This is a genomic window from Pantoea sp. Cy-639, from assembly GCF_011752525.1.
Classification (GTDB): domain Bacteria; phylum Pseudomonadota; class Gammaproteobacteria; order Pseudomonadales; family Pseudomonadaceae; genus Aquipseudomonas.
The window spans coordinates 134281-159300 of the sequence record NZ_VWXI01000014.1 but is presented as its reverse complement, the minus strand read 5'-3'; the positions used below and the strand labels follow the sequence as shown (position 1 = coordinate 159300).

The following is a 25020-nucleotide window of genomic DNA, read 5'->3' as shown; positions in this document are numbered from 1 at the left end:
ACGCGGATTTCCCGAACGAACGCACTTGCTTATGACACTTTGTGTCATATAGGATTATTTGTGTCATCTGATGGCCCGCCCCCTCACCGTCCAAAGCTCGGGGGCGAGCCAGCCCTGACATCCGTCATCACGCCACAGAGGAAAGCGCCCCATGGCCAATACCCTTACCCACAGCAAAGACCAACTGGTGCAAAAGGCACTGACACAGATGCAAGGCTCGCTCGCGGATAATACGTGGACTGTGCGCGAAAAGCTGGCCCTGACCTGCCGAATTCTCTTCGACCACGGCCACGACTCGGGCCTGGCCGGGCAGATCAGCGCCCGCGGCCCGCAGCCTGGCACCTTCTATACCCAGCAACTGGGCCTGGGCTTCGACGAGATCACCGCCAGCAACCTGCTGCTGGTCAACGAAGACCTCGAGGTGCTGGAAGGCACAGGCATGCCCAACCCGGCCAATCGCTTCCACAGCTGGGTTTACCGCGCGCGCCCGGACGTCAGTTGCATCATCCACACCCACCCCACCCATGTCGCCGCCCTGTCGATGCTCGAAGTGCCGCTGCAGGTCTCGCACATGGACCTGTGCCCGCTCTACGAGGACTGCGCATTCCTCCAAGCCTGGCCGGGCGTGCCGGTGGGCAACGAGGAAGGCGAGATCATCAGCGCCGCCCTGGGCGACAAGCGCGCCATCCTGCTCTCGCACCACGGCCAGCTGTCCACCGGCAGCAGCATCGAGCAGGCCTGCGTCTATGCCCAACTGATCGAGCGCGCCGCGCGTCTGCAACTGCTGGCGATGGCCGCCGGCAGCATCAAGCCGATCGCCCCGGAGCTGGGTCGCGACGCCCACGACTGGATCGACCGGCCCAAGCGCCACGGCGCCGCCTTCAACTATTACGCCCGCCAGGCCCTGCGTGCCCATACCGACTGCCTGAACTGATCCCTTTACGCCTTGCTTGCGGAGCCTTGCACAATGACTAACCCATTCCACGGCATCATCGGCTACACCATCACCCCGTTCAGCGCCGACGGCGAACAGCTCGACCTGCCCGCGCTGGGCCAGTCCATCGACCGCCTGATCGCAGACGGCGCCCACGCCATCGCCCCGCTGGGCAGCACCGGCGAAGGCGCTTATCTGAGCGACAGCGAATGGCGGCAGGTCGCCCAGTACAGCCTGGAGCGCATCGCCAAGCGCGTGCCGAGCATCGTCAGCGTCTCCGACCTGACCACTGCCGGCGCCGTGCGCCGCGCCCGCTTCGCCCAGCAGCACGGCGCCGACGCGGTGATGGTGCTGCCGGCGGCGTACTGGAAGCTCAGCGAAGCCGAGATCCTCCAGCACTACCGCGCCATAGGCGCGGCCATCGACATCCCGATCATGCTCTACAACAACCCCGCCACCAGCGGCACCGACATGCCGGTGGAGCTGATCCTGCGCATTGTGCGCGAGGTCGATAACGTGACCATGGTCAAGGAGAGCACCGGCGACATCCAGCGCATGCACAAGCTGCAGTTGCTTGGCGAGGGGCAGGTGCCGTTCTACAACGGCTGCAACCCGCTGGCGCTGGAGGCGTTCGTGGCAGGTGCCACGGGCTGGTGCACGGCGGCGGCCAACCTGATTCCCGAGCTGAACCTGCGTCTGTACCAGGCGGTGCAAAGCGGTGAGCTGGAACAGGCCAAGGCGCTGTTCTACCGGCAGTTGCCGTTGCTCGACTTCATTCTCAAGGGAGGCTTGCCGGCGACCATCAAGGCCGGGCTGGGCATGACCGGCCTGCCGGTGGGCGAACCACGGCGGCCGGTGTTCGGGCTGGATGAGTCGGGGCGCAGCACGCTGAAGGCATTGCTGGACACCCTGCGCAACCTCGACTGATCATTTTCCAGCAGCGGGCAAGTCCACGGCACATCGCGACCGCTCGGACGGTCGCGGTGGGCTTGCCGAAACGATTCGGGCAGGCGCCTGCCCGAATCTCAACATTCGATGCCGATCAACCACTGGGTCTTCGCAGCATTGCTCCGGTCGAGGTCGGCGCGTCGTACGACCGGCGCGGTGCAGCCACGCGGCTCGATATAGGGCTGAGCGACGGCCGCCGCCTCGTTCACCGACAAGGGCTTGCCGTCATCACGCTGGACACTGATATAGAACGGGTTCTGGAACGGAATGATGTAGCTGTCCAGGGTATAGCGCGCGCCTTGGCTTTCGAGGTTGGCATGGTACTCGTCGAAACGGGTCAGGCGGCTGGTGTCCAGCGCGTCCTGGGTGGCGCAGCCTGCCAACAGCGAGCCCATGAGCATGGTGCTCAGGCAGGTCGAAATCGTCTTCATTGCAACTCCTGATGGATGAACGTCTAGTCAAACAAGGCGCGATATTAAATTGACATCACCCGACATGCAATCAGCCATGCCGCGGGCTTGAGCTGATCAGGACGACAAAGGGGTCTGGCTGGCAGAGCAAGTGCCACCGGCGCATCAGTCACCAGCAGGAGCGGTCTTGTGTCGTGGGAGGACCGCAAAGCAGCACCGGCGATCCTTGCCGGCGCGCCATGCAGCCCGCGCCCCCGCCTTACGGCATCACCGGCGGCACATACTGCAAGGTCGTTCCCAGTGCCCACAGCAACACCAGCACCAACGGCACATGCACCAGCAGCTGCACGAACGAGAAGCCGATCAGGTCACGCGCCTTGAGCCCCAGCACACCCAGCAGCGGCAGCATGTAGAACGGGTTGATCAGGTTCGGCAGCGCCTCGGCGGCGTTGTAGATCTGCACCGCCCAGCCCAGGTGATACTGCAGGTCGTTGGCCACCAGCATCACGTACGGCGCCTCGATGATCCACTTGCCACCCCCGGACGGGATGAAGAAGCCCAACACCGCCGAGTACACGCCCATCAACAGCGCATAGGTGTCGTGGGTAGCGATCTGGGTGAAGAACAGCGAGATGTGGTGGGCCAGGGTCTGGGCATCGGCGCCCTTGACCTGGGTGAGGATGGCGGCGATCGAGCCGTACAGCGGGAACTGGATCAGCACCCCGGTAGTGGTCGGCACGGCGCGGGCCACGGCATCGAGGAAGCTGCGCGGACGCCAGTGGAGCAAGGCGCCGAGCATGATGAACAGCAGGTTGTAGGTGTTCAGCCCGGAAATCGCGGTGATCGCGGGCTTGGTGGCGAACTCCTGGTACAGCCAGCCGGCGGCCAGGGCCACCAGCAGCAGGATCAGGATCGGGCTGTGCTCCAGCCATTCGCCCGGCCGGGTGCGCTGCGCCGGCGGCGGCGCGCTGAAGCTCGGGTCGACGCCGCAGTCCGCGGCGCTGCGCGCGCTGTTCGGGCCCGGCGCGGTGGCATAGGCGATGACCAGCGACACGATCACCAGCACCGCCAGCATCACCCCGGACTGCCAGAGGAAGATGGTCTCGGTGAACGGGATCACCCCGGTGATCGACAGGATCGACGGCGGCAGGCTGGCCGGGTTGGCCTGCAACTGCGCGGCCGAGGACGACAGGCCCAGCGCCCACACGGCGCCCAGGCCCAGGTAGGCGGCGGCGCCGGCGGCGCGGTAGTCCATCTTCAGGTCGCTGCGCCGGGCCAGGGCACGTACCAGCAGGCCGCCGAACACCAGCGACAGCCCCCAGTTGAGCAAGGAGGCAAGCATCGAGATCAAGGCCACCCAGCACACGGCCGAACGGCCGTTGCGCGGAATCCGCGCCAGGCGGTCGATCAGGCGCGCGGCGGGCGGCGAGCTGGCCACCACATAGCCGCCGATGACCACGAAAGCCATCTGCATGGTGAACGGGATCAGGCTCCAGAAGCCGTCGCCGAAGGCCTTGGCGGTATCGGTGGGCTTGGCGCCCATGGCCAGGGCGCCAAGGCACACCAGCACCACGGCCAGGGCGGCGAACACCCAGGAGTCGGGGAACCAGCGTTCGGCCCAGTTCGAGCAGCGCAGGGCAAAGCGGGCGGAGCGGCTGTCTTGGATATCAGCGGCCACGATATTTTCCTTTTTCTGATTGTTATAGGACTGAAACGGCGTCGCCCCATCGCGGGGCAAGCCCGCTCCCACGAGGGATGCGTGGTCCTTCGTGGGAGCGGGCTTGCCCCGCGATGGGGCGCTTGCAACGGGGCTGCTTAGAAGGTCATTTCCCGCACATCGTCCGGCACGATCAGCTTGCCGGCAGTCTTCGCGACGATTTCCTCGACACTCACCCCCGGCGCGGTCTCGCGCAGGATGAAGGCGCCGTTCTCGATCTCCAGGTAGGCCAGGTCGGTCAGTACCTTGCGGATGCAGCCGGCACCGGTCAGCGGCAGGCTGCACTTGGTCAGCAGCTTGGATTCGCCATCCTTCGAAGCGTGGGTCATGGTGACGATGATGTTCTCGGCGCCGGCCACCAGGTCCATGGCGCCACCCATGCCCTTGACCAGCTTGCCGGGGATCATCCACGAGGCGATGTTGCCCTCCACGTCCACCTCGAAGGCACCGAGCACGGTGAGGTCGACGTGACCGCCACGGATCATGGCGAAGGATTGCGCCGAATCGAAGATCGACGCGCCACGGCGGGCGGTGACGGTCTGCTTGCCGGCGTTGATCATGTCGGCATCGATGGTGGCTTCGGTGGGAAACTCGCCCATGCCCAGCAGGCCGTTCTCGGACTGCAGCATCACGTCCATGTCGGCGGGCACGTAGTTGGCCACCAGGGTGGGGATGCCGATGCCCAGGTTGACGTAGTAGCCGTCCTTCAGTTCACGGGCGACGCGTTGCGCCATCTGTTCGCGGGTCAGTGCCATGGTCAGGATCTCTTTGTTGTTCTCGAGGACGGCGCTCAGGCCTTGACGGTGCGCTTTTCGATGCGCTTTTCGAAGGTGCCGAGGATGACCCGGTCGACATAGATGCCCGGGGTGTGGATCTCGCTGGGCAGCAGCACACCAGGCTCGACGATCTCCTCGACTTCGACCACGGTGATCTTGCCGGCGGTGGCGGCCAGCGGGTTGAAGTTCTGCGCGGTGTGGCGGTAGACCACGTTGCCGTAGTGGTCGGCCTTCCAGCCCTTGACGATGGCGAAGTCGCCGGTGATGGATTCTTCGAGGATGTACTTGCGCCCGTTGAACTCGCGCACCTCCTTGCCTTCGGCGACCGGGGTGCCGTAGCCGGTGGCGGTGAAGAACGCCGGGATGCCGGCGCCGCCGGCGCGCATCTTCTCGGCCAGGGTGCCTTGCGGGGTGAGTTCGACTTCCAGTTCGCCGCTGAGCAGCTGGCGTTCGAATTCGGCGTTTTCGCCGACGTAGGAGGCGATCATCTTGCGGATCTGCCGCTCTTCGAGCAGCACGCCCAGGCCAAAGCCATCGACGCCGCAGTTGTTGGAGACCACGGTCAGGCCCTTGACGCCACGGCGCTTGATCTCGGCGATGAGGTTTTCGGGGATGCCGCACAGGCCGAAGCCGCCAGCCAGCACCGTCATGTTGTCGGTCAGGCCTGCCAGGGCCTCTTCATAGGTTGCTACGCGCTTGTCCAGTCCGGCCATGCTCAGTCGCCTTTTGTAGTTGTTGGAACCGTACGGTCATCTTCACTGTAGTCGACTGATTTGTTAATTTTGTTTTCGTCATCGATTGATAACTTTTACAAAACAAAGGCTCACCCCCGTCATGAACGTCAAGCAGCTGCGGGCCTTCGTCACCGTGGCCAAGTACCAGAGCTTCGCCCAGGCCGGCGAGCACCTGCACGTGTCGCAACCGGCCCTGAGCCTGACCATCAAGGCGCTGGAGGACAACCTCGGCGGCGCCCTGCTCACCCGCACCACCCGCAGCGTCAGCCTCACCCCCGAGGGCGAGGTGCTGCTGCCCCTGGCCAGGCGCCTGCTGGCCGACTGGGACGACACCGAGGAACTGCTGCGCCAGCGCTTCACCCTGCAACTGGGCCGGGTCTCGGTGGCGGCCATGCCCGCCTTCGCCGGCAACCTGCTGCCGCAGTCGCTGAAGGTGTTCCGCCAGCGCTACCCGAAGGTCAACGTCACCGTGCACGACGTGATCAACGAGCAGGTGCTGGAGCTGGTGCGCCATCGCCGCGTCGAGCTGGGCATCGGCTTCGAGCCCGACAGCAGCGAGGCGCTGCGCTTCCACCCGCTGTACCTGGATCGCTTCGTCGCCGTGGTGCCCGCCGACTCGCCCCTGGCCCGCCTGCCACAGGTGCGCTGGCAGCAACTGCTGGCCGAGGACTTCATCGCCTTGCAGCGCCCCTCGGCGGTACGTCTGTTGCTCGAGCAGCACCTGGCGGCCGGCCATGGCAAGCTGGCGGTGGCCTTCGAAAGCCATCAGTTGGCGACCATCGGCCGCATGGTCGCCAGCGGCCTGGGCGTCAGTGCCGTGCCGGCCTTGTGCATCGAGCAGATGCAACAGCTCGGCGCACGCTGCGTGCAACTGGTGGAGCCCACGGTCGAGCGCCGCATCGGCGTCATCGCGCTGAGCGACCATAAACTGTCCAAGGCCGCCGAGGCGTTGCTCGACGTCCTGCTTGCCCATACCCATCCACAGGAGGTGACATGCGTTATGTGAATCTGGCGGGATCCCGTGTACCGGCCATCGGCCAGGGCACCTGGTACATGGGCGAAGACCCAGGCCGCAAGGCCGCCGAGGTGGCCGCTCTGCAACAAGGCATCGACCTGGGACTGAGCCTGATCGACAGCGCCGAGATGTATGCCGAAGGCGGTGCCGAGCAGGTGGTCGGCCAAGCCATCGCCGGACGCCGCGAGCAGGTGTTCCTGGTCAGCAAGGTCTATCCGCACAATGCCAGCCGGCGCGGCGTGCCGGCAGCCTGCGAACGCAGCCTGAAACGCCTGGGCACCGACTGCATCGACCTGTACCTGCTGCACTGGCGTGGCCAGTATCCGCTGGAGGAGACCGTCGAAGCCTTCGAGCGCCTGGTCGAGCAAGGCAAGATCCGCCGCTGGGGCGTGTCCAACTTCGACCTCGACGACCTGCAGGAACTGGACAATGCCGCCTGCGCCACCAACCAGGTGCTGTACAACCCGGCCGAACGCGGCATCGAGTTCGACCTGCTGCCCTGGAGTCGCGAACAGCGCTTGCCGACCATGGCCTACTGCCCCCTGGCCCAGGCCGGACGCCTGTTGCGCCATCCGGTCATGGCCCAGGTCGCCGAGCGCCATGGCGCCACGCCAGCGCAGGTGAGCCTGGCCTGGGTGACCCGTGGCGAGGGGGTGATCGCCATTCCCAAGGCGGTGGCAGCGGAACATGTGCGGCTGAACGCTGCGGCAGCTGAACTGGTACTGGACGCAGAGGATTGCCGGATGATCGACCAGGCGTTCCCGGCCCCGACGCGCAAGCAGCGCCTGGCGATGGTCTGAGGCAGTGACTGGCGGGCACCGCGCCTCACCCGGTCACGGCCTGGTACGTGACGCGGTGCGCCTCGGTCGGCAGCGGCACCTCCCACTTGAACAGCATGCGCCGGATATCATCGTTGCGCAGCGAGGTGTCGCGCCGCTGGTTGCGCCGCATGATCTCGCCCTCCGGGCGCTCCAGGTAGACGATCTGCACCTGCGCGCCATAGCCGTACAGCAAGTCCAGGGTACGGCTGCGCATCTGCGCCGACAGGTGCGTCGAGTTCCACACGAACGGCCGACGCTCGCGCAGCAGGGCCTTGGCCCGGTCGATGGCATAGTGCGCCGCGGCACCTTCGTTCTGCCCATGGCGCAGGCCCAGGGCCTGGCGCGCATCGTCGAACGACACCACCGGCAGGTGCGGATGGTGACGCGCGGTCCAGGTGTCCTTGCCGCTGGCCGGCAGGCCTGAAAGCATCACCACCGACGAGCCCTCCGGGGCATGCAGCGGATAATCGGGATGCACCCTGGCGCCACGCAGGTACTGGATGCGCGTGTAGTCGTCGGCGAACGCCCGCGGCCCGTGCAGGCAGCCCTCCTCGGCCGCCAGTTCGCGCCACAGCTCGATGGCGGTCAGCACCTCGGCCTTGCCGGCATAGTCGCGGCCCTGCATGTCGGCCTCGGCCACCGCGCAGAGCATCCACACGGGCAGTTCCCACGACAGCTTGTGCAGCAGGAACTCGGCACTGCGGCCGCTGCGGTCGCCCTGCAAGGCGAAGAACGGCAACTGGTGCACGGCGATGATCCGGCAGACCTGCTCGCGCAGCTCGAACGGCACACCGGCGCGCCACAGCAACAGGCGTGCGTCCACCGCGCCACGGCGCGAATGGCCGGGCTGGCCGATGCGCCCGGTCTCGGCGTCGATCACCGTGGTGTCGGGTTTGGCGATGTCATGCAGCAAGGCCGCGAAAAACAGCACGAAGCGCTGCTCGGCGCTGGCCTGCTGATAGGCCGGCTGCGCCAGCAAGGCCTCGACCACCAGGCGGGTGTGAATCCACACGTCGCCCTCGGCGTGGTAGGTCGGGTCTTGCGGGGTATCGGCCAGCCGTGACAGGGCCGGAATGACCGCCAGGCAGGCAGCGGCATCGAAGTCGCGCCCAGGCTCGGGCACGAGTTGTTGCAGTTGTCGAATATCCATTTCGGGATGCTCCTTCAGTAGCCGCGTCGCGGGCCCAGCCAGTCGATGGACAGGCTGGGCGCGTACAGGTCGACGCCGTCGGCCAGTTGATTGGGGATGAACGGTTGGTTGGCATGGTGCTGGTCGGCGTCGAGGATGGCCTGGACGAAGTCCTGGCGAACCCACTTGAACCGCTCGAGGGTCTGGCGCTCGTCCTCGCGCTTCAGGTACAGCCCCTCCATGCGGCTGGAGCGGTCGCACTGGCGCCAGGCACGGGCCAGGTCGAGGCCTTCGCGGCGCAGCACCTGCTCGAACACCTCGCGCCAGCGCGCAGTCTTGGCCAGCGAGTCGCCGACCAGCGCCATCAGCTCGGCCTGACGCCGGGGCGCCGGGCCCTCGTACAGCACCGGCACCGACAGCACCGGCCCGTCCGCCAGCAGGCGTCGGCGCGCGGCGGTCGAGAGGAACAGCCCGGTAGCGCGGTCCCAGATATCGAACTCGCAGAAGTAGTGCGGCAAGTGGTCGTAGAACACCGAATGCTTCTTGTGCAGCCACTCGCCATACAGCACGAAGCGGTCCTCCAGGCGCGCCAGCAACCAGGCCTCATGGGCTACGGCCCATTGCTTGAACAGGTTGAACTGACGCTCGCGACCGCCGCCAGTCAGGTAGTGGCCGCGCGACTGCAGGCGCAGCTCACCGCCTTCGGTGAAGCTGATGCCGGCGTTGGCGCCGTCGAGTTTTTCTTCCACCACCAGCCACTGGCCGACCAGCGAGGCATAGCGGACCTGGCCGGCGTCGCTGTCGCCATCCTGCAGGCGCGAGCCTTCCAGGTGCGGTGTGCGAGGGTACTTGAGCAGTTCGAGGGTGTGCGCGTCGGCACGAAAGTCCATGTTCATGGGTTTCTCCTTGGAAATAGGGAAAAACCGACGACAGGATCAGGCAGGCACAGCGATGAAGCGCCGCCGCGCACGGGCGCGGGCAGCCATCAGGCACGATGGACCGTCGTCGGTATCAGGCGTGTTGGCTGGCGTAGGGCACAGGTTTCACCACTCGGGGAAAGGGTTGCTGGGGCTTGAGGGCGCGCATTCAACAGCATCCGCCACCCTTCGGTCAACCCTGCTGTTCGCCATCGAGTGCCGACGATCCTGCATGTGGCATGACTTTTCCCACGGCGCCTGGCTATGATGGCTGCCTGCTGAATTGATTCTTCAACCACAGGATGCCCGATGCTCACCGCCTTGCTGTTCGACCTCGACGGGACCCTCACCGACACCGACACCCTGCACCTGCAAGCCTTCCGCCAGCTGTTGCACGACTACGACGGCCGAGGGCTGAGCCAGGAGCAGTTCGATGCCCAGGTCAGCGGCCGTTCCAACGGCCTGCTGTTCGCCGAACTGTTCCCCCAGGCCGACGCGGCCCAGCGCCAGGCCCTGGCCGAACGCAAGGAGGCGCTGTTCCGCGAGCTGTCGCCGAACCTGGCGCCCATGCCTGGGCTGCTGCGCCTGTTGAGCCACGCCGAACGGCACGCCATCGGCATGTGCGTGGTGACCAACGCGCCGCGCCTGAACGCCGAACACATGCTCGCGGCCATGAACCTGGGCGAGCGTTTCGAGCATGTGCTGGTGGCCGATGAACTGGCCCGGCCCAAGCCCGACCCGCTGCCCTACCTCACCGGTTTGCAGCGCCTGCAGGCGCAAGCCGGGCAGGCCCTGGCCTTCGAGGACTCGCTGCCGGGCGTCCAGGCCGCGGTGGCTGCCGGGATCTTCACCGTGGGGCTGACCACCACCCAGTCCGAGGCGCGCTTGCTCGAAGCCGGTGCGCGGCTGGTGATCGACGATTATGACGACCCACGGCTGTGGGCGTTGATCGAGCGCATGCAAGCGGCAGGCTGAGTCCGCTCGGCAATCGGCGCCGACGCATGGGGCGCAGGCGCCAGCGTGCACACCACTCGTCGGCCACCCTCGCCGGCCCGTCGAAACCGCCCAGCGCCATTCGACCAGGGAAGAATCCCTGTGCCAGGAGTGGCCCTCATGAACAAGCCCGCAAGCAAGCACCCCGTGGTCTCGCGCAGCCAGTGGCTCGCCGCCCGGGAACAATTGTGGCTGCACGAAAAAGCCTTCACCCACCAGCGCGACGAATTGGCCGCCGCCCGCCGCGCCCTGCCCTGGGTACGGGTCGAGCAGGACTATCGCTTCCACGGGCCCCACGGTGAACTGGGCCTGGCCGAACTGTTCGCCGGGCGCAGCCAGCTGCTGGTCTACCACTTCATGTTTGCCGAAGGCTGGAATGAAGGTTGCCCGGGCTGTTCGTTCCTCGCCGACCATTTCGATGGCGCCAACCTGCACCTGGCGCACCATGACGTCAGCCTGGTAGCCGTGTCACGGGCCCCCTACGCTGAGTTCCAGGCCTTCCGCCAGCGCATGGGCTGGCATTTCCCCTGGTTTTCCTCCCACGCCAGCCGCTTCAACGAGGACTTTGGCGTCAGCGTCGCCACCGACGGCAGCGCCCGCTACAACTACGCGCCTTACTCCGGCAACGAGGCCGAACTGCCCGGCCTGAGCGCCTTCTACCGGGACAGCGACGGCGCGATTTACCACACCTATTCGACCTACGCCCGCGGCCTGGACATCCTGATCAACGCCTACAACTTCCTCGACCTCGCCCCCCTGGGGCGCAACGAGGCCGGCACCATGGACTGGGTGCGCCATCACGACCGCTACGAGGGGGCCAACGCCAAGCCGCACTGCTGCGGTGAGTGACGCCTAGCGCAGTTGGTCGTGGATCTGCTCGCGCAGGGCATCCAGGTCGAAGGGCTTGGCCAGGATCGGCGCCCGCCGGGCGATCGGGCTGCCGGATTCGAGGATTTCCGCCGGGTAACCGCTGATGAAGATCACCTTCAGGTCCGGGCGCAGCTTCACCGCAGGCTCGGCGATCTCCACCCCGGAGATGCCGCCGGGCAGACGGAAGTCAGTGATCATCAGGTCCAGGTGCGGCTTGCTGGCCAGGATCGCGAACGCCTGTTCGCCGTCCTCGGCCACCAGCACGTGGTAGCCCTCGCCGGCCAGGTAGTCGCGCAGGATCATGCGGATCGCCGGCTCGTCCTCGACCACCAGCACTACATCTTGTGCATCTTCGCTCATGACAACGCCTTCGAATTCAACAGGTTGGCCATAGGACCCCAGCCCTACGCAGAGGTTGCCTGCGGCTGGTCGCTTTGTTGCGCCACGATCGGCAGCGGCAGGTAGACACTGAAGGTCGCGCCCTGCCCCTGTTCGCTGTCGACCCGGATCCGCCCACCGTGGGCCAGCACGATCTGCTCGGAAATGTACAGGCCCAGCCCCAGGCCACCACTGGCCTGCTGGGCGGCGATACGTTCGAATTGCTGGAAGATCCGCTGCTGGTCCTGCGCACTGATGCCGATGCCCTGGTCGCGTACCTGCACGCAAGCCTGGCCATCGTCGGCGAACACCCGCACCTGCACCGGCTTGCGCTCGCCGTAGCGCAACGCGTTGGACAGCAGGTTGGCCAGCACCTGCTCGATACGGAACTCGTCCCACTCGCCCTGCAGCGCCTGGCAGCCCAGCAGCTCGATATGCGTGTCCAGGGCACTGGCCTGGGCGCTGAAGTTCTCTACCAGGGCGCGTACCAGTTGGCCGAGATCGAAGACCTTGGGCCGGATCGACAGCTTGCCGGTGCGGATCCGCGACACGTCGAGCATGTCCTCGACCAGGCGGATCAGGCTGTTGATCTGCCGCTCGTCACGCTCGACCATCGCCTTGAGCTTGTCCTCGCTGAACGCCGCCAGGTTGCCGCGGCCCAGGTGCATGCGGCGCAGCTGGGTCTCGAGGATCAAGCCATTGAGTGGCGTGCGCACTTCATGGGAGACGATCGACATGAAGTCGTCGCGCATGCGCACTGCCCGTTCCAGGTCGCCGCGGGCCACCTGCAACTGCGCCAGCAGCAGCGCCTGCTCCTCGCGGCTGCGCTCCAGGGCCTGGAGCTGGCGGTCGAGGGCCTTGCGCTGGCGGAACAGGTCGACGAACACCGAGACCTTGCTCTTCACCGCCAGGGTGTCCAGCGGCTTGTGCAGAAAGTCCACCGCGCCGCTTTCGTAGCCCTTGAACGCGTAGTTCATCTCGCGCCCGGCGGCGCTGACGAAGACGATGGGGATGCTGCGGGTCTTCTCCATGCCGCGCATCAGCTCGGCCAGTTCGAAGCCATTCATTCCCGGCATCTGCACGTCGAGAATGGCCAGGGCGAACTCGTGCTCGAGCAACAGCGACAACGCCTGCTCCGCCGACTGGGCCTGGTGCACCTCGCGGTCTTCGCCCTGGATCAGGGCATCGAGGGCCAGCAGGTTCTCCGGCAGGTCGTCGACGATCAGCAGTTTCGCGGTGATGTGGCTTAGCATGCGCTGGGTTCCAGGGTCGCGAGCAAGTGCCCGATACCGCTCAGGGAGAGGATATGGTCGGGGCGATGCAGGGCCAGGGCGGCCTCCGGCATCAGCGCGACCTGTGCTTCGCGGGGGTCCTGGACCACGGTCCGGCCGCCACTGTTCTTGATCTGCAAAAGGCCCTCGGCACCGTCTTCGTTGGCCCCGGTGAGCAGCACGCCCAACAGGCCCGGGCCATAGGCGTCGGCTGCCGAGGCAAAGAGAAAGTCGATCGCCGGGCGCGAAAAATGCACCGGTTCCTCCTGGCTCAGCGACAGGGTCAGGTCACGTTCCACCGACAGGTGATAGCCCGGCCCGGCCACGTAGATCAGCCCGGGCTCGATGGCCGCCTTGTCGCTGGCCTCGCGCACGGGTCGGCGCAGGCGCCGTTGCAGCACCTCGGCGAGCTGGCTGTGGCGATCGTCCGGCAGGTGCAGCACGCACAGCACCGGGATCGCGAAATCCGCCGGCAACGCGCCGAGCACGCCGAACAGCGCAGTGACGCCGCCCGCCGAGGCGCCGATGACCACCGCGCGCACGCCCTTCATGACTTGCGGTAGATCCGTTCGGGCCGGACCAGCGGCTCGAAGCCCTCGGCGTAGGCGGAAAAGTCCACCGACTCCTTGCTGCCCAGCACCAGGAAACCGCGATGGCACAACGACTCGTGGAACAACCCCAGGGCGCGGTCCTGCAGGCCCTTGTTGAAGTAGATCAGCACGTTGCGGCACGACACCAGTTGGGTCTCGGAAAACACGCTGTCGGTGGCCAGGCTGTGGTCGGCGAAGGTCACGTTGTCGCGCAGGCTGCTGTCCATGATCGCGTTGCCGTAGGCGGCCGTGTAGTACTCGGCGAAGTCGCGCCGGCCACCGGCCCTGCGGTAGTTTTCCTCGTACTCGCGCAGGCTCTTGAGCGAGTAGATGCCTTGCTTGGCGCGCTCCAGCGAATGCGGGTTGATGTCGGTGGCATAGAGGATGGTGCGCTCCAGCAGGCCCTCCTCGCGCAGCAGGATGGCCATCGAGTAGACCTCCTCGCCGGTGCTGCAACCGGCGATCCAGATCTTCAGCGACGGCCAGGTGCGCAGCAGCGGCACCACTTCGTTGCGCAGCGCGAGGAAATGCCCCGGGTCGCGGAACATCTCGCTGACCGGGATCGTCAGGTACTGCAGCAGCTCCATGAACATGCCCGGATCGTGCAGCACCCGCTCCTGCAGCGCCGACACCGTGCGGCAGTCGAACTGGCGCAGGGCATGGAGGATCCGGCGCTTGATGGAAGCGCCGGAGTAATCGCGAAAATCGTAGCTGTACTTGAGGTAGATCGCCTCGATCAGCAAGCGGATCTCGATATCGGTGTTGCGGTCGCTGGTCAAGATGTCAGATTCGCTCCAGTTGCGGCAGCCAGACCCGGATCAACGAGAACAGGCGGTCCAGGTCGATCGGTTTGGCCAGGTAGTCGTTGGCGCCGGCCTGCAGGCAACGCTGCTGGTCGTCCTTCATCGCCTTGGCGGTCACCGCGATGATCGGCAGCTTGCGCCAGCGCGGCTGCTGGCGGATCAGCCGGGTCGCCTCGTAGCCGTCCATCTCCGGCATCATCACGTCCATCAGCACCAGGTCGATGTCGTCGTTGGCCTCCAGGCATTGCAAAGCCTCACGACCGTTCCGGCCGATCTCGACGATGGCACCCTTGTGCTCCAGGGCGCTGGTGAGGGCGAAGATGTTGCGCACGTCGTCGTCCACCAGCAGAATCTTGCGCCCCTCGAACACCTTGTCGCGGCTGCGCGCGGTCTTGAGCATGCGCTGGCGCTCGCTGGACAGCTGCGCCTCGACCTTGTGCAGGAACAGCGTGACCTCGTCGAGCAGGCGCTCGGGCGAGCGCGCGCCCTTGATGATGATCGAGCGCGAGTACTTGAGCAGGTCGGCCTCTTCCTCGCGCGAGAGGTTGCGCCCGGTGTAGACGATCACTGGCGGGAAGCTGCGGATGTCTTCGGCGGTCATGCGCTTGAGCAACTCGTTGCCGAGCATGTCGGGCAGCTTGAGGTCGATGATCATGCAGTCGTAGATGTTCTCGCGCAGCAACGCCAGGGCGTCCTGGGCCAGGGCCACGGCGGTGATCTCGATATCGTCGTCGCCGATTAGGCGGGCGATGCTGTCGCGCTGCAGGTCGTCATCCTCGACCAGCAGGATGTGCTTGAGCTTCTGCGTGAGCTTCTCCTCGAGGCGCCCGAACACCGCCTTGAGCTCCTCGCGACTGGTGGGCTTGACCGCATAGCCGACGGCGCCCATGTGCATGGCCGCCTCGACGCGGTCCTCCACCGAGATGACATGCACCGGGATATGCCGGGTGCCGGCCTGCTCCTTGAGGCGTTGCAGCACGGTGAGCCCGGAATGATCAGGCAGGCGCATGTCCAGCAGGATCGCGTCGGGCAGGTATTGCGCGGCCAGCTCGAAGCCCTCGTCGGCAACGTGGGCCACCAGGCAGCTGTAGCCCAGCTCATGGGCCAGGTCATAGAGGATGCGGGCGAAGTTCGGCTCGTCCTCGATCACCAGGATGCAACGGTTGTCGAACGGCGCCCGCTCACGATCGTCGGCGAAGGCTGGGGCCGGACGCTCGCTCTTGACCGGCGCTGGCACTGGCGGCGCCGGAGGCAGTGCATCGACCGCCGGGCGCAGGCTGTGGACCTTGTCCGGCCCCACCGCAGGCTTGAAGTGTTCGGGCAGGATCAGGCTGAACACGCTGCCCTGCCCCGGGCTGCTGTCGACACTGATCTGGCCGCCAAGCAGGTGCGCCAGGTCGCGGGAGATCGACAAGCCCAGGCCGGTCCCGCCGTACTTGCGGTTGCTGGTGCCGTCGACCTGGTGGAAGGCGCCGAACACCGCCTGCTGCTGGTCGGCGGCGATGCCGATGCCGGTGTCGCGCACGGCGAAGACGATGCCATGGCCGGCCTGCTGGCTGATGCGCAGGCTGACCTGGCCACGCTCGGTGAACTTGATGGCGTTGGACAACAGGTTCTTGAGGATCTGCTCCAGGCGCTGGCGATCGGTGAACAGGTTCGCCGGCAGCGGCTGCTCGAGCGCCACCTCGAAGTCCAGGCCCTTGTCCCGGGCCAATGGCCGGAACATGCTCTGCAAGCCCTCGACCAGACGCTCCAGCGGGGTGTTCTCGGCGCGCACCTCGAGCTTGCCGGCCTCGACCTTGGCGATGTCGAGGATGTCGTTGATCAGGTTGAGCAGGTCGTTGCCGGCCGAATAGATCGACTCGGCGAACTTGACCTGCTCCTCGCTGAGGTTGCCCTCGCCGTTCTCGGCCAGCAGCTTGGCCAGGATCAGCGAACTATTGAGCGGCGTACGCAGCTCGTGGGACATGTTGGCGAGGAACTCGGACTTGTACTTGCTCGAGCGCTGCAAGTCGTCGGCGCGCGCCTGCAGCTCCAGCTGGGCACTGTTCAACTCGCTGTTCTTGCGGTCCAGGGCCTCGGTGCGCTCGGCCAGTTGCTCGTTGGTCTGCTCCAGCTCGGCCTGCTGGGTCTCGAGGTGGGCCTGGGACTCCTTGAGCACCCGCGACTGCTCCTCCAGTTCCTCGTTGGCGGTCTTGAGTTCCTCCTGTTGCACCTGCAGCTCTTCGTTGAGCTGCTGGGTCTCGGCCAGGATTTCCTGCAGGCGCTGGCGATAACGGGCACTCTCGATGGAGATGCCCAGCGCGCCACCGACGCGCTCGAGCAGTTCCAGGTCGCGCTCCTCGAGCGCGCGCAGGAAGCCCAGTTCAAGCACGCCGTTGATCTGCCCATCGTCGCTGGACGGCATCAGTACGCCGCTGCGCGGCAGGCCATGACCCAGGCCGGAGCTCAACTGGTAGTAGTTCTCGGGCAAGGCGTCCAGGCGCAGCAGACGGCCCTGCTGCAGGGCCTGGGCCAGCAGGTCGCCATGCTCGCCCAGCACCTGTTCGCGGGCCTGCTGCTCGGCCTGCAGCCCATAGCAGGCCACCCGCACCAGGCGGCCATGCTCGTCACGCACATAAAGCGCGCCGACCACGCTGCCCAGGTAACTGGCGAAGAAGCGCAGGATGTTGTCGCCGAGCATCGGCAGGGTCAGTTGGCCCAGCACCTGCCCGGCCAGCTGGGTCTGTCCGGCGCGCAGCCAGGCCTGGTGCTCCAGACGCTCGGCCGAGCGCTGCTGGGCCTGCAGGTTGTCGACGTAGCTGGCCGACAACGCCAGCAGGTCGCGCCGGCCAAGGTAGGCCAGCAACGCGCTGAGGGCGACGATGAACAGCACGAAGGCCGAGATCGAGACCACGGTGACCGTGCTGACCTTGTCGTTGCGGGCCATGCGCAGTTGCTGCTCGGTGGCGACGAAGGCATCGAACTCCTTGCGTACCTCGTCGGTGATGCGCTTGCCGCGGCCATTGCCGATCGACTGCTGATAGTCGCCCTTGCCACGCCGCTGGCTGATCATCTCCCCGGCGAAGTCATTCCAGGCGCGCTGCAGCGCCACCAGGCGGTCGATGCGCTCGACCTGCGGCGGGTTGTCCAGGACCATGCCGCGCAGCTTGTCGAGGCTGCTGAAGATACGTGGCTTGGCGACTTCATAGGGGTCGAGGAAGCGCTCGTCGCCAGTGATCAGGAACCCGCGCATGCCGGTCTCCATGTCGATCGACAGCTTGAGCGTCTCGGTGGCGTTGCCGATCACCCGGTCGGTGTGCTCCACCCACTGCATGGCGTTGAGCAGGTAGTTGATCACCACGACGAAGGCCACGGCCCCCAGGAGCCCCACTCCCAGGGGCAGGCCGACATTGCGGCTGAGCAACTTGCGAAAGCTGCGTTGATCCATCGAGGCTGCTTGAATCATCAGAAAAGGCCCGAGCGAAAAAGTCCATTGAGACAGTGTGGCGACTACTTCATGTATGGCTGCCCTGCGCGACACCGACCGGGGAATACTGCGAGTCTAACCAGCTTTCAAGGATCTGGCAGGGCGTTTGGCCAGCATTTGAAGACCGTGTGCGCCAATCGTTCCATCCATTTACCCACGCCGGTAAGCTGGGGAACTTCTGCCTGGACCGCGCGCACAGAGTAGAGACCTTCCACCGAAACAGGATCCGCATCATGCACCTTCTGGTAGTCGAAGACGACGACATCGTTCGCATGCTGATCGTCGAAGTGCTCGACGAACTGGGCTTCACCGCCATCGAGGCGCAGGATGCCGCCGCGGCGCTGCAGATTCTCGAAGACCCCGGCCAACCCCTGGACCTGCTGATGACCGATGTCGGCCTGCCGGACATGCGTGGCGATGAACTGGCCGGCAAGGCCCGTGAAGTCCGGCCATTGCTGCCGGTGCTGTTCGCCAGTGGCTATGCCGAGAACGTGACGGTGCCCGAGGGCATGCACCTGATCGGCAAGCCATTTGGCATCGACCAGTTGCGTGACAAGGTCAAGGCGATTCTGCGCACGCCCTGATCCATCCACCTGACAGCTACCGTGGCGGCGTTCGGCGCGCCTGCATGCTTTAATGGCGCCTTTTGACCCAAGGTTTCCCCATGCCCCAGCTCCTGGTCATCGCCCACGCCTGGCCCGAACCTGAACAGCACAGTGCCGGCCGCTACATGATGCAGATCCTGGACAACTTCCTTGGCCATGGCTGGCAGGTCACCTTCGCCAGCGCCGCCACAGCCGGCGAGTACAAGGCGGACCTGGCCGCGCGGGGTATCCGTGAACACACGCTCGGCGCACAGGCTTCGCTGCAGGGCCTGCCCACCCCCGATGTGGTGCTGTTCGACCACTTCCTGGTCGAGGAGCGCTTCTGCGGCCTGCTCGCCCCCGCCACCCTGCGCCTGCTCGCCCTCCCTGGCCTGCACAGCCTGCGCGAGGCACGCCAGCAACTGCTGCGCCGACGCCTGGTCGAAGGCCTGGATCCCAACGATTTTCACGCCCTGTTCGGCACCAGCGGCCCCGACCTGTTCCGCCTGATGGCCCCCGCCAGCCTCACCCAGCGCGAGCTGGCGGCGATCTGGCGCTGCGACCTGACCCTGGTTGCCTCGGCAATGGAGCTGGACTTGCTGCTCAACGGCTTCGCCGTGGCCGACTACCTGCTGCACCACTGCCCTGCCAACATCACGGTTTCCGGGCAGGCGCACCGGCCGTTCGACGAGCGCCGCCACTTCGTCAGCCTCGGCCCGTTCAACGACGCCACCCAGGCCGATGCCGTGCTGTGGATGAAGCACAACCTCTGGCCGATGCTGCGCCGACGCCTGCCCGAGGCCCAGTTGCACCTGTACGGCGTCGGTGCATCCGAGCGGACCCTGGCCCTGCATGCCCCCGAGGACGGCTTCCATGTGCGCGGAGTAACCGAGGATCCGCAGGCCGTGCTGGCCAGCGCCCGGGTCTGCCTGGCGCCACTGCGTGGCGGCGCAGGGTTCAGCGCCAGCCTGGCGCAGGCCCTGGGCAGCGGCACGCCGAGCGTGGTCACGCCCTTTGCCGCCCAGGCCCTGCAAGGTCACCAGCCCTGGCCCGGCACCATCGCGGCCAGCGCCGAAGGGCTGGCCCAGGCCGCCGCGCAGCTGTACGCCGACCCAGGCGCATGGCAACAGGCGCAGGACGCCTGCAATGCCCTGGGCCAAAGCCTGCAGCGACAAGCTGCGACGCTGTTCGACCGGCTCGAGCACAGCCTCGCTCACCTGGACGAACTGCGCCTGTTCAACTTCACCGGCGCGATGTTGCGCCGCCAGGCGAACGCCTGAGGGTATACCTGGGGCTGCTGCTCTACCGCCGTATGGACGGAGCATTTGTAACGTGCGGCGCGTGGGGGCAATGGCCGTATGCGCTTGACGTATACGTCAACCTGGCTTTAGGTTAGCGCCATTCCCTTTCCCGAGCCCCAGCATGAGCAGCCAGACCTACAGTATTTCCGACCTGTCCCGCGAACTGGACATCACCACCCGCGCCATCCGCTTCTACGAGGAGCAGGGCCTGCTCAGCCCCGAGCGGCGCGGCCTGGAACGCATCTATTCGGCCCGCGACAAGGTCACCCTCAAGCTGATCCTGCGCGGCAAGCGCATCGGCTTCTCGCTGGCCGAATGCCGCGAGCTGATCGAGCTGTACGACCCTTCCGGCGGCAACCTCAAGCAGCTAACCAGCATGCTGGCCAAGATCGCCGAGCGCCGTGCCCAGCTCGAACAGCAGATGCTCGACATCCAGCAGATGCACCTGGAACTGGACACCGCCCAGGAACGTTGCGAGCAGGCCCTGGCCGCCACGCTCAACCAGCACGACCACCGTTGATCCGCCACAGGAAGCCCGTCATGTCATTGCCCAAGAACGTCCGCCTGGTCGAAGTCGGTCCGCGCGACGGCCTGCAGAACGAAGCCCAGCCCATCAGCGTCGCCGACAAGGTGCAACTGGTCGACGACCTCACCGAGGCCGGGCTTTCCTATATCGAAGTCGGCAGTTTCGTATCGCCCAAGTGGGTGCCACAGATGGCCGGCTCCGCCGAGGTGTTCGCCGCCATCCGCCAGCGCGAAGGCGTCACCTATGCGGCCCTGGCCCCGAACCTGCGCGGTTTCGAGGACGCCCTGGCGGCCGGGGTGAAGGAAGTGGCGGTGTTCGCCGCCGCCTCCGAGGCGTTTTCCCAGCGCAACATCAACTGCTCGATCAGCGAGAGCCTCACCCGCTTCGAGCCGATCATGGAAGCTGCGCGCCAGCACGGTGTGCGCGTGCGCGGTTACGTATCCTGCGTGCTGGGCTGCCCCTATGAGGGTTTCGTGCGCGCCGAGCAGGTCGCTCCGGTTGCCCGCGCGCTGCACCAGATGGGCTGCTACGAGGTATCGCTGGGCGACACCATCGGCACCGGCACCGCCGGTGACACCCGCCGCCTGTTCGAGCTGGTGTCGGCCCAGGTGCCACGTGAACAGCTGGCCGGGCATTTCCACGACACCTACGGCCAGGCGCTGGCCAACGTCTACGCCAGCCTGCTCGAGGGCATCGCGGTGTTCGACAGCTCGGTCGCCGGGCTCGGCGGCTGCCCTTATGCCAAGGGTGCCACCGGCAATATCGCCAGCGAGGACGTGGTGTACCTGTTGCAGGGGCTGGGCATCGACACCGGTATCGACCTCGACCGACTGATCGCCGCCGGCATGCGCATCAGCGAGGTCCTCGGCCGTGCCACAGGGTCCCGGGTAGCCCGGGCGCGCAGTGCGCGCTGATTCACACGGCTGTCACACAATTGTGGGTGGAGTGTTACCGCCTACACGCCTGCGGACCAGGAATCGGGTAACAGGGAAACAAATCGACAAGATTTCAGGTCCTACATTTTCCTCAAAAATCCACAAACCATTGATTTTATTGAATTTTAAAAAGTTGGCACGACACCTGCTATATCTCTGGCATAACAAGAACAAAAAACGCGACATCTAATAAAAACAACAGGTAACGGCTCTGACATAACAAGAACAACACGGCAGAGGCGTAGCAAGCAGATTTTTTTGGAGTCGACGTGCTTTCCAGGGGTGTTTCAACGAATCGCCCCGCAGCCTGACACAGAACAACAAAACTACCTGCAAGGTAGCGACGGTCACGGTTGGATCACGTTGGATGAACGCAGGTCAGCGCTCAAAAAAATACGTTTGCTCTTGGCCCCGGATAGGGGCCCCCGCAGCACCGAGACGCATGGCTGACAAAAACAACAACAGGCCGGTCTCCAATAATAAGAAAAGAGCAGGCAACAACGCTTTGAGGGGAGCTTCGGCTCCCCTCAGTGCTTCCTGCCCTCCTGCTTTGACAGCCACGCCCCCCACAATCCTGCCGCCGTCCGTCCAGCGGATCGATGCAGCACGCGCGCCCTCCACGCGGTCACACCCTGTAACCCCACCGGAGGACACCACCATGCCCATAGAAGTCGACCCAACCACACGCCGCTGCACCCTGATCGGCGATGAGCTGCGCCTGGAGGGCGCGGGTCCCGACATCGAGATCGTCACCGACGAACAACTGCGCATGTCGGTGGCGATCCTCGCCGGCCAGCGCCTGCCGATCACCGAGGCAGAGGCCGACGCGCTGACCGTGGCAGGTGCGGTGGATAGCCGCAGGCATTTGAAGAGCAGCGCGCCAGGCTCCGTGATTTAAGGGCTTGGCCATTGCAGGAGGCAATCTGATACGGTTTTTATCGCCATAGCTGAGTCTGTGCTGCAAACAGATCGGCCGCCATAGTGCCCAGGCCTGATCGAGGCCTGACGAGCGATGAACCATGAGCGATAGAATCCCCTTCCGAGTCATCGAGATTGCCCCTGCCGCCAGCCACAAGAGCAAAGGCCAGCTGGACAGCGGCATCCACACCCGCAGCTTCACCGGTTTCTACCGCAACCTGCGGATCGTCTTCGCCGGCCTGTTGTTCGCGCTGTTCTTCGGCACCGCCTGGCTGCAATGGAACGGCCGCCAGGCCGTGCTCTGGGACCTGGCCGAAAGCAAGTTCCACATCTTCGGCGCGACCTTCTGGCCCCAGGACTTCATCCTGCTGTCGGCCCTGCTGATCATCTGTGCCTTCGGCCTGTTCGCCATCACCGTGTTCGCCGGCCGGGTCTGGTGCGGCTACAGCTGCCCGCAGAGCACCTGGACCTGGCTGTTCATGTGGTGCGAGAAGATCGCCGAGGGCGACCGCAACCAGCGCATCAAGCTGGCCGCCGCGCCCTGGGGCGTCGAGAAGCTGGCCCGCCGCGCGCTCAAGCACACGCTGTGGCTGGCCATCGGCCTGCTCACCGGGCTGACCTTCGTCGGCTACTTCACCCCGATCCGCCCCTTGGCGGCCGAACTGTTCAGTTTCGAACTGGGCGGCGTGCCCCTGTTCTGGATCCTGTTCTTCACCGGCGCCACCTACATCAATGCCGGCTGGCTGCGCGAAGCGGTGTGCATGCACATGTGTCCCTACGCCCGCTTCCAGAGCGTGATGTTCGACAAGGACACCCTGGCGGTGGCCTACGACCCCAGCCGTGGCGAATCGCGCGGGCCACGCAAGAAGGGCAGCGATCCGCAAGCCCAGGGCCTGGGCGACTGCATCGACTGCACCCTGTGCGTGCAGGTCTGCCCCACCGGCATCGATATCCGCGACGGCCTGCAGATGGCTTGCATCGGCTGCGCGGCCTGCATCGACGCCTGCGACGGAGTGATGGACAAAATGAACTACGCCCGTGGCCTGATCGGCTACAAGTCCGAGCACAACCTGCAAGGCGGCAGCACCCACTGGCTGCGCCCCCGCCTGCTGGGCTACGCCACCGCGCTGGTGGTAATGATCGGTGCCCTGGTCATCGCGTTGCAGATGCGCCCGATGGTGTCGATGGACGTGATCAAGGACCGTGGCCTGTTCCGCGAGAACGCCCTGGGCCAGATCGAGAACATCTACCTGCTCAAGATCATCAACAAGACCCAGGAACCGCAGCACTATCGTCTGCGCCTGGTCGACGCCGACGGTTTCGAACTGCACGGGCGCACCGAGTTCAGCCTGGCCGCCGGCGAGATGAGCGAGTTGCCGGTGTCGGTGGCGATGCTCGCCGATCGCCCGACCAGCAGTTCCCAGGCGCTGACCTTCGAGATCCAGGACAGCGACCAGCCGGGTGTGCGCAGCACGGCCAACAGCCGCTTCGTCGCGCCGATGAACCGCTGATCCCTTACACTGCCTTCCACCTTGCCTGCAGGCTTTGACAAAACAGCACAATGAAACGCTACGAACGATTCGCCGACGACATTGCCGAACTGATCCGCTCCGGGGTGCTTGGCCCCGGCCAGCGCGTGCCTTCGGTGCGCTACGCCAGCCAGACCCACGGGGTCAGCCCATCCACGGTGTTCCAGGCCTACTACCTGCTGGAGCGCCGTGGCCTGATCCGCGCCCGGCCACGCTCGGGCTACTTCGTCAACGCCCACGCCCCGCGCCCGTTCAGCGAGCCCCTGGCCCAGGCGCCGGCCAGCGAGTCGACCGAAGTCGATGTCAGCGGCCTGGTGTTCTCCATCCTCGACTCGATCAAGGACCCGCACACCGTGCCGTTCGGATCGGCCTTCCCCAGCCCCATGCTGTTCCCCCTGCAACGCCTGGCGCGCTCCTTGGCCAGCGCCAGCCGGGCCATGGACCCACGCATGGTGGTGACCGACCTGTCGCCGGGCAACCCGCAACTGCGTCGACAGATCGCCCTGCGCTACATGGTCGGCGGACTGATGCTGCCGATGGAGGAACTGCTGATCACCAACGGCGCACTGGAGGCCCTGAACCTGTGCCTGCAGGCGGTGACCCAGCCAGGCGACCTGGTGGCCATCGAGGCGCCGGCGTTCTACGCCTGCCTGCAGGTGCTCGAGCGCCTCAAGCTCAAGGCGGTGGAAATCCCGGTGCACCCCCGTGAAGGCATGGATCTCGGGGTTCTGGCGCAGACCCTCGACAAGCACCCGGTCAAGGCCGTGTGGTGCATGACCAACTTCCAGAACCCGGTGGGCGCCAGCATGCCCGAGGCCAAGAAGCAGGCGCTGGTCGAACTGCTGCGCAAGCACCAGGTGCCTCTGATCGAGGACGATGTCTACGCCGAGCTGTACTACGCGCAACAGGCGCCCAAGCCGGCCAAGGCGTTCGACACCGAAGGCCTGGTGATGCACTGCGGCTCGTTCGCCAAGAGCCTGGCGCCGGGCTACCGCGTCGGCTGGGTCGCCGCCGGGCGCTTCGCGCAGAAGATCGAACGGCTCAAGCTGATGACCTCGCTGTGCGCCTCGATGCCGGCCCAGGCGGCCATCGCCGACTACCTGCAGCACGGTGGCTACGACCGCCACCTGCGCAAGCTGCGCTACGCCCTGGAAGGCCAACAGGCCAGCATGCTCGCCGCCATCGCCCGGCACTTCCCAGCGCAGACCCGGGTCAGCCAGCCCTCGGGCGGCTATTTCCTGTGGCTGGAATTGCCCGAGCAGATGGACGCGCTGAAGCTGTTCCACATGGCCCTGGCCCAGGGCATCAGCATCGCGCCGGGGCCGATCTTCTCGCCGACCCGACGCTTCGGCAACTGCATCCGCCTGAATTACGGCAGCCCCTGGAACGACGGCGCCGAGCAGGCGATGGAAACCCTCGGCAGGATCGTGCGTTCGTTCTAGCCGACCAACG

At 65.8% G+C, this 25020-nt stretch carries 24 protein-coding genes; 13 read left to right on the top strand and 11 right to left on the bottom strand.

What is annotated here, in order from left to right:
* Window positions 1–151 precede the first annotated feature (151 nt).
* Window positions 152–934, top strand: a complete 783-nt coding sequence (locus F3J43_RS17785) for an aldolase (protein WP_166889483.1) — start codon at window positions 152–154, stop codon at window positions 932–934.
* Between the two features lie 33 nt (window positions 935–967).
* A complete protein-coding gene (locus tag F3J43_RS17780) occupies window positions 968–1861 on the top strand; it encodes a dihydrodipicolinate synthase family protein (protein ID WP_166889480.1) in 894 nt (297 codons plus the stop codon).
* A gap of 98 nt (window positions 1862–1959) precedes the next feature.
* Here the strand turns inward: F3J43_RS17780 and F3J43_RS17775 are convergent, their stop codons facing one another.
* The 4 genes from F3J43_RS17775 to F3J43_RS17760 all read right to left on the bottom strand — a co-directional run bounded on the left by F3J43_RS17775 (window position 1960) and on the right by F3J43_RS17760 (window position 5498).
* Entirely contained in the window at window positions 1960–2313 is a 354-nt protein-coding gene (locus F3J43_RS17775; protein ID WP_166889477.1) for a hypothetical protein, read from the bottom strand.
* 238 nt (window positions 2314–2551) lie between these two features.
* A complete protein-coding gene (locus tag F3J43_RS17770; protein ID WP_166889474.1) occupies window positions 2552–3970 on the bottom strand; it encodes a short-chain fatty acid transporter in 1419 nt (472 codons plus the stop codon).
* A 137-nt stretch (window positions 3971–4107) separates the two neighbouring features.
* On the bottom strand, window positions 4108–4764 hold the full coding sequence (locus tag F3J43_RS17765) for a CoA transferase subunit B (RefSeq protein ID WP_166889471.1): 657 nt from the start codon (window positions 4762–4764) through the stop codon (window positions 4108–4110).
* A 35-nt stretch (window positions 4765–4799) separates the two neighbouring features.
* Complete coding sequence (locus F3J43_RS17760; RefSeq protein ID WP_166889467.1) at window positions 4800–5498, bottom strand: CoA transferase subunit A; 699 nt, start codon at window positions 5496–5498, stop codon at window positions 4800–4802.
* 121 nt (window positions 5499–5619) lie between these two features.
* On the opposite strand from F3J43_RS17760, the gene F3J43_RS17755 reads away from it, so the two are divergent.
* Together F3J43_RS17755 and F3J43_RS17750 are read left to right on the top strand one after the other, a co-directional pair.
* Window positions 5620–6525 (top strand): LysR family transcriptional regulator, encoded by a 906-nt coding sequence (locus F3J43_RS17755; protein WP_166889463.1) that lies wholly within the window; start codon window positions 5620–5622, stop codon window positions 6523–6525.
* Window positions 6513–7334: an aldo/keto reductase gene (locus F3J43_RS17750; RefSeq protein ID WP_166889460.1), complete on the top strand. Its 822-nt coding sequence runs from the start codon at window positions 6513–6515 to the stop codon at window positions 7332–7334. The genes F3J43_RS17755 and F3J43_RS17750 overlap by 13 nt, the downstream gene beginning before the upstream one ends.
* Window positions 7335–7359: 25 nt before the next feature.
* Here the strand turns inward: F3J43_RS17750 and F3J43_RS17745 are convergent, their stop codons facing one another.
* Together F3J43_RS17745 and F3J43_RS17740 are read right to left on the bottom strand one after the other, a co-directional pair.
* Window positions 7360–8505 carry an AAA family ATPase gene (locus tag F3J43_RS17745; protein ID WP_166889457.1) on the bottom strand — a complete coding sequence of 382 codons (1146 nt, stop codon included), beginning with the start codon at window positions 8503–8505 and terminating at the stop codon, window positions 7360–7362.
* A 14-nt stretch (window positions 8506–8519) separates the two neighbouring features.
* On the bottom strand, window positions 8520–9380 hold the full coding sequence (locus tag F3J43_RS17740) for an RNA ligase family protein (protein WP_166889454.1): 861 nt from the start codon (window positions 9378–9380) through the stop codon (window positions 8520–8522).
* A 330-nt stretch (window positions 9381–9710) separates the two neighbouring features.
* Between F3J43_RS17740 and F3J43_RS17735 the strand changes: the two genes are divergently transcribed.
* Together F3J43_RS17735 and F3J43_RS17730 are read left to right on the top strand one after the other, a co-directional pair.
* Entirely contained in the window at window positions 9711–10376 is a 666-nt protein-coding gene (locus tag F3J43_RS17735; RefSeq protein ID WP_166889451.1) for an HAD family hydrolase, read from the top strand.
* A gap of 138 nt (window positions 10377–10514) precedes the next feature.
* Window positions 10515–11243, top strand: a complete 729-nt coding sequence (locus F3J43_RS17730) for a DUF899 domain-containing protein (protein ID WP_166889448.1) — start codon at window positions 10515–10517, stop codon at window positions 11241–11243.
* Window positions 11244–11246: 3 nt separating this feature from the next.
* Here the strand turns inward: F3J43_RS17730 and F3J43_RS17725 are convergent, their stop codons facing one another.
* The 5 genes from F3J43_RS17725 to F3J43_RS17705 are packed head-to-tail and all read right to left on the bottom strand — an operon-like array spanning window position 11247 to window position 17736.
* Complete coding sequence (locus F3J43_RS17725; protein WP_166889445.1) at window positions 11247–11624, bottom strand: response regulator; 378 nt, start codon at window positions 11622–11624, stop codon at window positions 11247–11249.
* Window positions 11625–11668: 44 nt separating this feature from the next.
* The gene (locus F3J43_RS17720) at window positions 11669–12895 is read right to left on the bottom strand and encodes a hybrid sensor histidine kinase/response regulator (protein WP_166889442.1); all 1227 of its coding nucleotides are present in this window, start codon (window positions 12893–12895) and stop codon (window positions 11669–11671) included.
* Window positions 12889–13464, bottom strand: coding sequence for a chemotaxis protein CheB (locus F3J43_RS17715; RefSeq protein ID WP_166889439.1), 576 nt, complete (start codon window positions 13462–13464; stop codon window positions 12889–12891). The genes F3J43_RS17720 and F3J43_RS17715 overlap by 7 nt, the downstream gene beginning before the upstream one ends.
* On the bottom strand, window positions 13461–14282 hold the full coding sequence (locus tag F3J43_RS17710; RefSeq protein WP_166889436.1) for a CheR family methyltransferase: 822 nt from the start codon (window positions 14280–14282) through the stop codon (window positions 13461–13463). Before F3J43_RS17710 ends, F3J43_RS17715 begins: the two co-directional genes overlap by 4 nt.
* A gap of 4 nt (window positions 14283–14286) precedes the next feature.
* Window positions 14287–17736 carry a response regulator gene (locus F3J43_RS17705; protein ID WP_205297938.1) on the bottom strand — a complete coding sequence of 1150 codons (3450 nt, stop codon included), beginning with the start codon at window positions 17734–17736 and terminating at the stop codon, window positions 14287–14289.
* 272 nt (window positions 17737–18008) lie between these two features.
* Between F3J43_RS17705 and F3J43_RS17700 the strand changes: the two genes are divergently transcribed.
* The 7 genes from F3J43_RS17700 to mapR all read left to right on the top strand — a co-directional run bounded on the left by F3J43_RS17700 (window position 18009) and on the right by mapR (window position 25010).
* A complete protein-coding gene (locus F3J43_RS17700) occupies window positions 18009–18359 on the top strand; it encodes a response regulator (RefSeq protein WP_166889429.1) in 351 nt (116 codons plus the stop codon).
* 80 nt (window positions 18360–18439) lie between these two features.
* Window positions 18440–19639: a glycosyltransferase gene (locus F3J43_RS17695; protein WP_166889426.1), complete on the top strand. Its 1200-nt coding sequence runs from the start codon at window positions 18440–18442 to the stop codon at window positions 19637–19639.
* A gap of 142 nt (window positions 19640–19781) precedes the next feature.
* Window positions 19782–20180, top strand: a complete 399-nt coding sequence (locus F3J43_RS17690) for a MerR family transcriptional regulator (protein WP_166889422.1) — start codon at window positions 19782–19784, stop codon at window positions 20178–20180.
* A gap of 20 nt (window positions 20181–20200) precedes the next feature.
* Entirely contained in the window at window positions 20201–21100 is a 900-nt protein-coding gene (locus tag F3J43_RS17685) for a hydroxymethylglutaryl-CoA lyase (protein WP_166889419.1), read from the top strand.
* Window positions 21101–21779: 679 nt separating this feature from the next.
* The gene (locus F3J43_RS17680) at window positions 21780–22019 is read left to right on the top strand and encodes a DUF3203 family protein (protein WP_166889416.1); all 240 of its coding nucleotides are present in this window, start codon (window positions 21780–21782) and stop codon (window positions 22017–22019) included.
* Window positions 22020–22140: 121 nt separating this feature from the next.
* The gene (gene ccoG / locus F3J43_RS17675) at window positions 22141–23550 is read left to right on the top strand and encodes a cytochrome c oxidase accessory protein CcoG (RefSeq protein ID WP_166889413.1); all 1410 of its coding nucleotides are present in this window, start codon (window positions 22141–22143) and stop codon (window positions 23548–23550) included.
* A 50-nt stretch (window positions 23551–23600) separates the two neighbouring features.
* Window positions 23601–25010, top strand: coding sequence for a GntR family transcriptional regulator MpaR (gene mapR / locus F3J43_RS17670; protein ID WP_166889410.1), 1410 nt, complete (start codon window positions 23601–23603; stop codon window positions 25008–25010).
* The last annotated feature ends 10 nt before the right edge of the window (window positions 25011–25020 follow it).

Bases quoted from the DNA above. Each gene is read 5' to 3' on its own strand.
- F3J43_RS17785 (WP_166889483.1), top strand. From the start codon at position 152: ATGGCCAATACCCTTACCCACAGCAAAGACCAACTGGTGCAAAAGGCA.
- F3J43_RS17780 (WP_166889480.1), top strand. From the start codon at position 968: ATGACTAACCCATTCCACGGCATCATCGGCTACACCATCACCCCGTTC.
- F3J43_RS17775 (WP_166889477.1), bottom strand. From the start codon at position 2,313: ATGAAGACGATTTCGACCTGCCTGAGCACCATGCTCATGGGCTCGCTG.
- F3J43_RS17765 (WP_166889471.1), bottom strand. From the start codon at position 4,764: ATGGCACTGACCCGCGAACAGATGGCGCAACGCGTCGCCCGTGAACTG.
- F3J43_RS17760 (WP_166889467.1), bottom strand. From the start codon at position 5,498: ATGGCCGGACTGGACAAGCGCGTAGCAACCTATGAAGAGGCCCTGGCA.
- F3J43_RS17755 (WP_166889463.1), top strand. From the start codon at position 5,620: ATGAACGTCAAGCAGCTGCGGGCCTTCGTCACCGTGGCCAAGTACCAG.
- F3J43_RS17750 (WP_166889460.1), top strand. From the start codon at position 6,513: ATGCGTTATGTGAATCTGGCGGGATCCCGTGTACCGGCCATCGGCCAG.
- F3J43_RS17745 (WP_166889457.1), bottom strand. From the start codon at position 8,505: ATGGATATTCGACAACTGCAACAACTCGTGCCCGAGCCTGGGCGCGAC.
- F3J43_RS17740 (WP_166889454.1), bottom strand. From the start codon at position 9,380: ATGAACATGGACTTTCGTGCCGACGCGCACACCCTCGAACTGCTCAAG.
- F3J43_RS17735 (WP_166889451.1), top strand. From the start codon at position 9,711: ATGCTCACCGCCTTGCTGTTCGACCTCGACGGGACCCTCACCGACACC.
- F3J43_RS17730 (WP_166889448.1), top strand. From the start codon at position 10,515: ATGAACAAGCCCGCAAGCAAGCACCCCGTGGTCTCGCGCAGCCAGTGG.
- F3J43_RS17725 (WP_166889445.1), bottom strand. From the start codon at position 11,624: ATGAGCGAAGATGCACAAGATGTAGTGCTGGTGGTCGAGGACGAGCCG.
- F3J43_RS17720 (WP_166889442.1), bottom strand. From the start codon at position 12,895: ATGCTAAGCCACATCACCGCGAAACTGCTGATCGTCGACGACCTGCCG.
- F3J43_RS17715 (WP_166889439.1), bottom strand. From the start codon at position 13,464: ATGAAGGGCGTGCGCGCGGTGGTCATCGGCGCCTCGGCGGGCGGCGTC.
- F3J43_RS17705 (WP_205297938.1), bottom strand. From the start codon at position 17,736: ATGGATCAACGCAGCTTTCGCAAGTTGCTCAGCCGCAATGTCGGCCTG.
- F3J43_RS17700 (WP_166889429.1), top strand. From the start codon at position 18,009: ATGCACCTTCTGGTAGTCGAAGACGACGACATCGTTCGCATGCTGATC.
- F3J43_RS17695 (WP_166889426.1), top strand. From the start codon at position 18,440: ATGCCCCAGCTCCTGGTCATCGCCCACGCCTGGCCCGAACCTGAACAG.
- F3J43_RS17690 (WP_166889422.1), top strand. From the start codon at position 19,782: ATGAGCAGCCAGACCTACAGTATTTCCGACCTGTCCCGCGAACTGGAC.
- F3J43_RS17685 (WP_166889419.1), top strand. From the start codon at position 20,201: ATGTCATTGCCCAAGAACGTCCGCCTGGTCGAAGTCGGTCCGCGCGAC.
- F3J43_RS17680 (WP_166889416.1), top strand. From the start codon at position 21,780: ATGCCCATAGAAGTCGACCCAACCACACGCCGCTGCACCCTGATCGGC.
- ccoG (WP_166889413.1), top strand. From the start codon at position 22,141: ATGAGCGATAGAATCCCCTTCCGAGTCATCGAGATTGCCCCTGCCGCC.
- mapR (WP_166889410.1), top strand. From the start codon at position 23,601: ATGAAACGCTACGAACGATTCGCCGACGACATTGCCGAACTGATCCGC.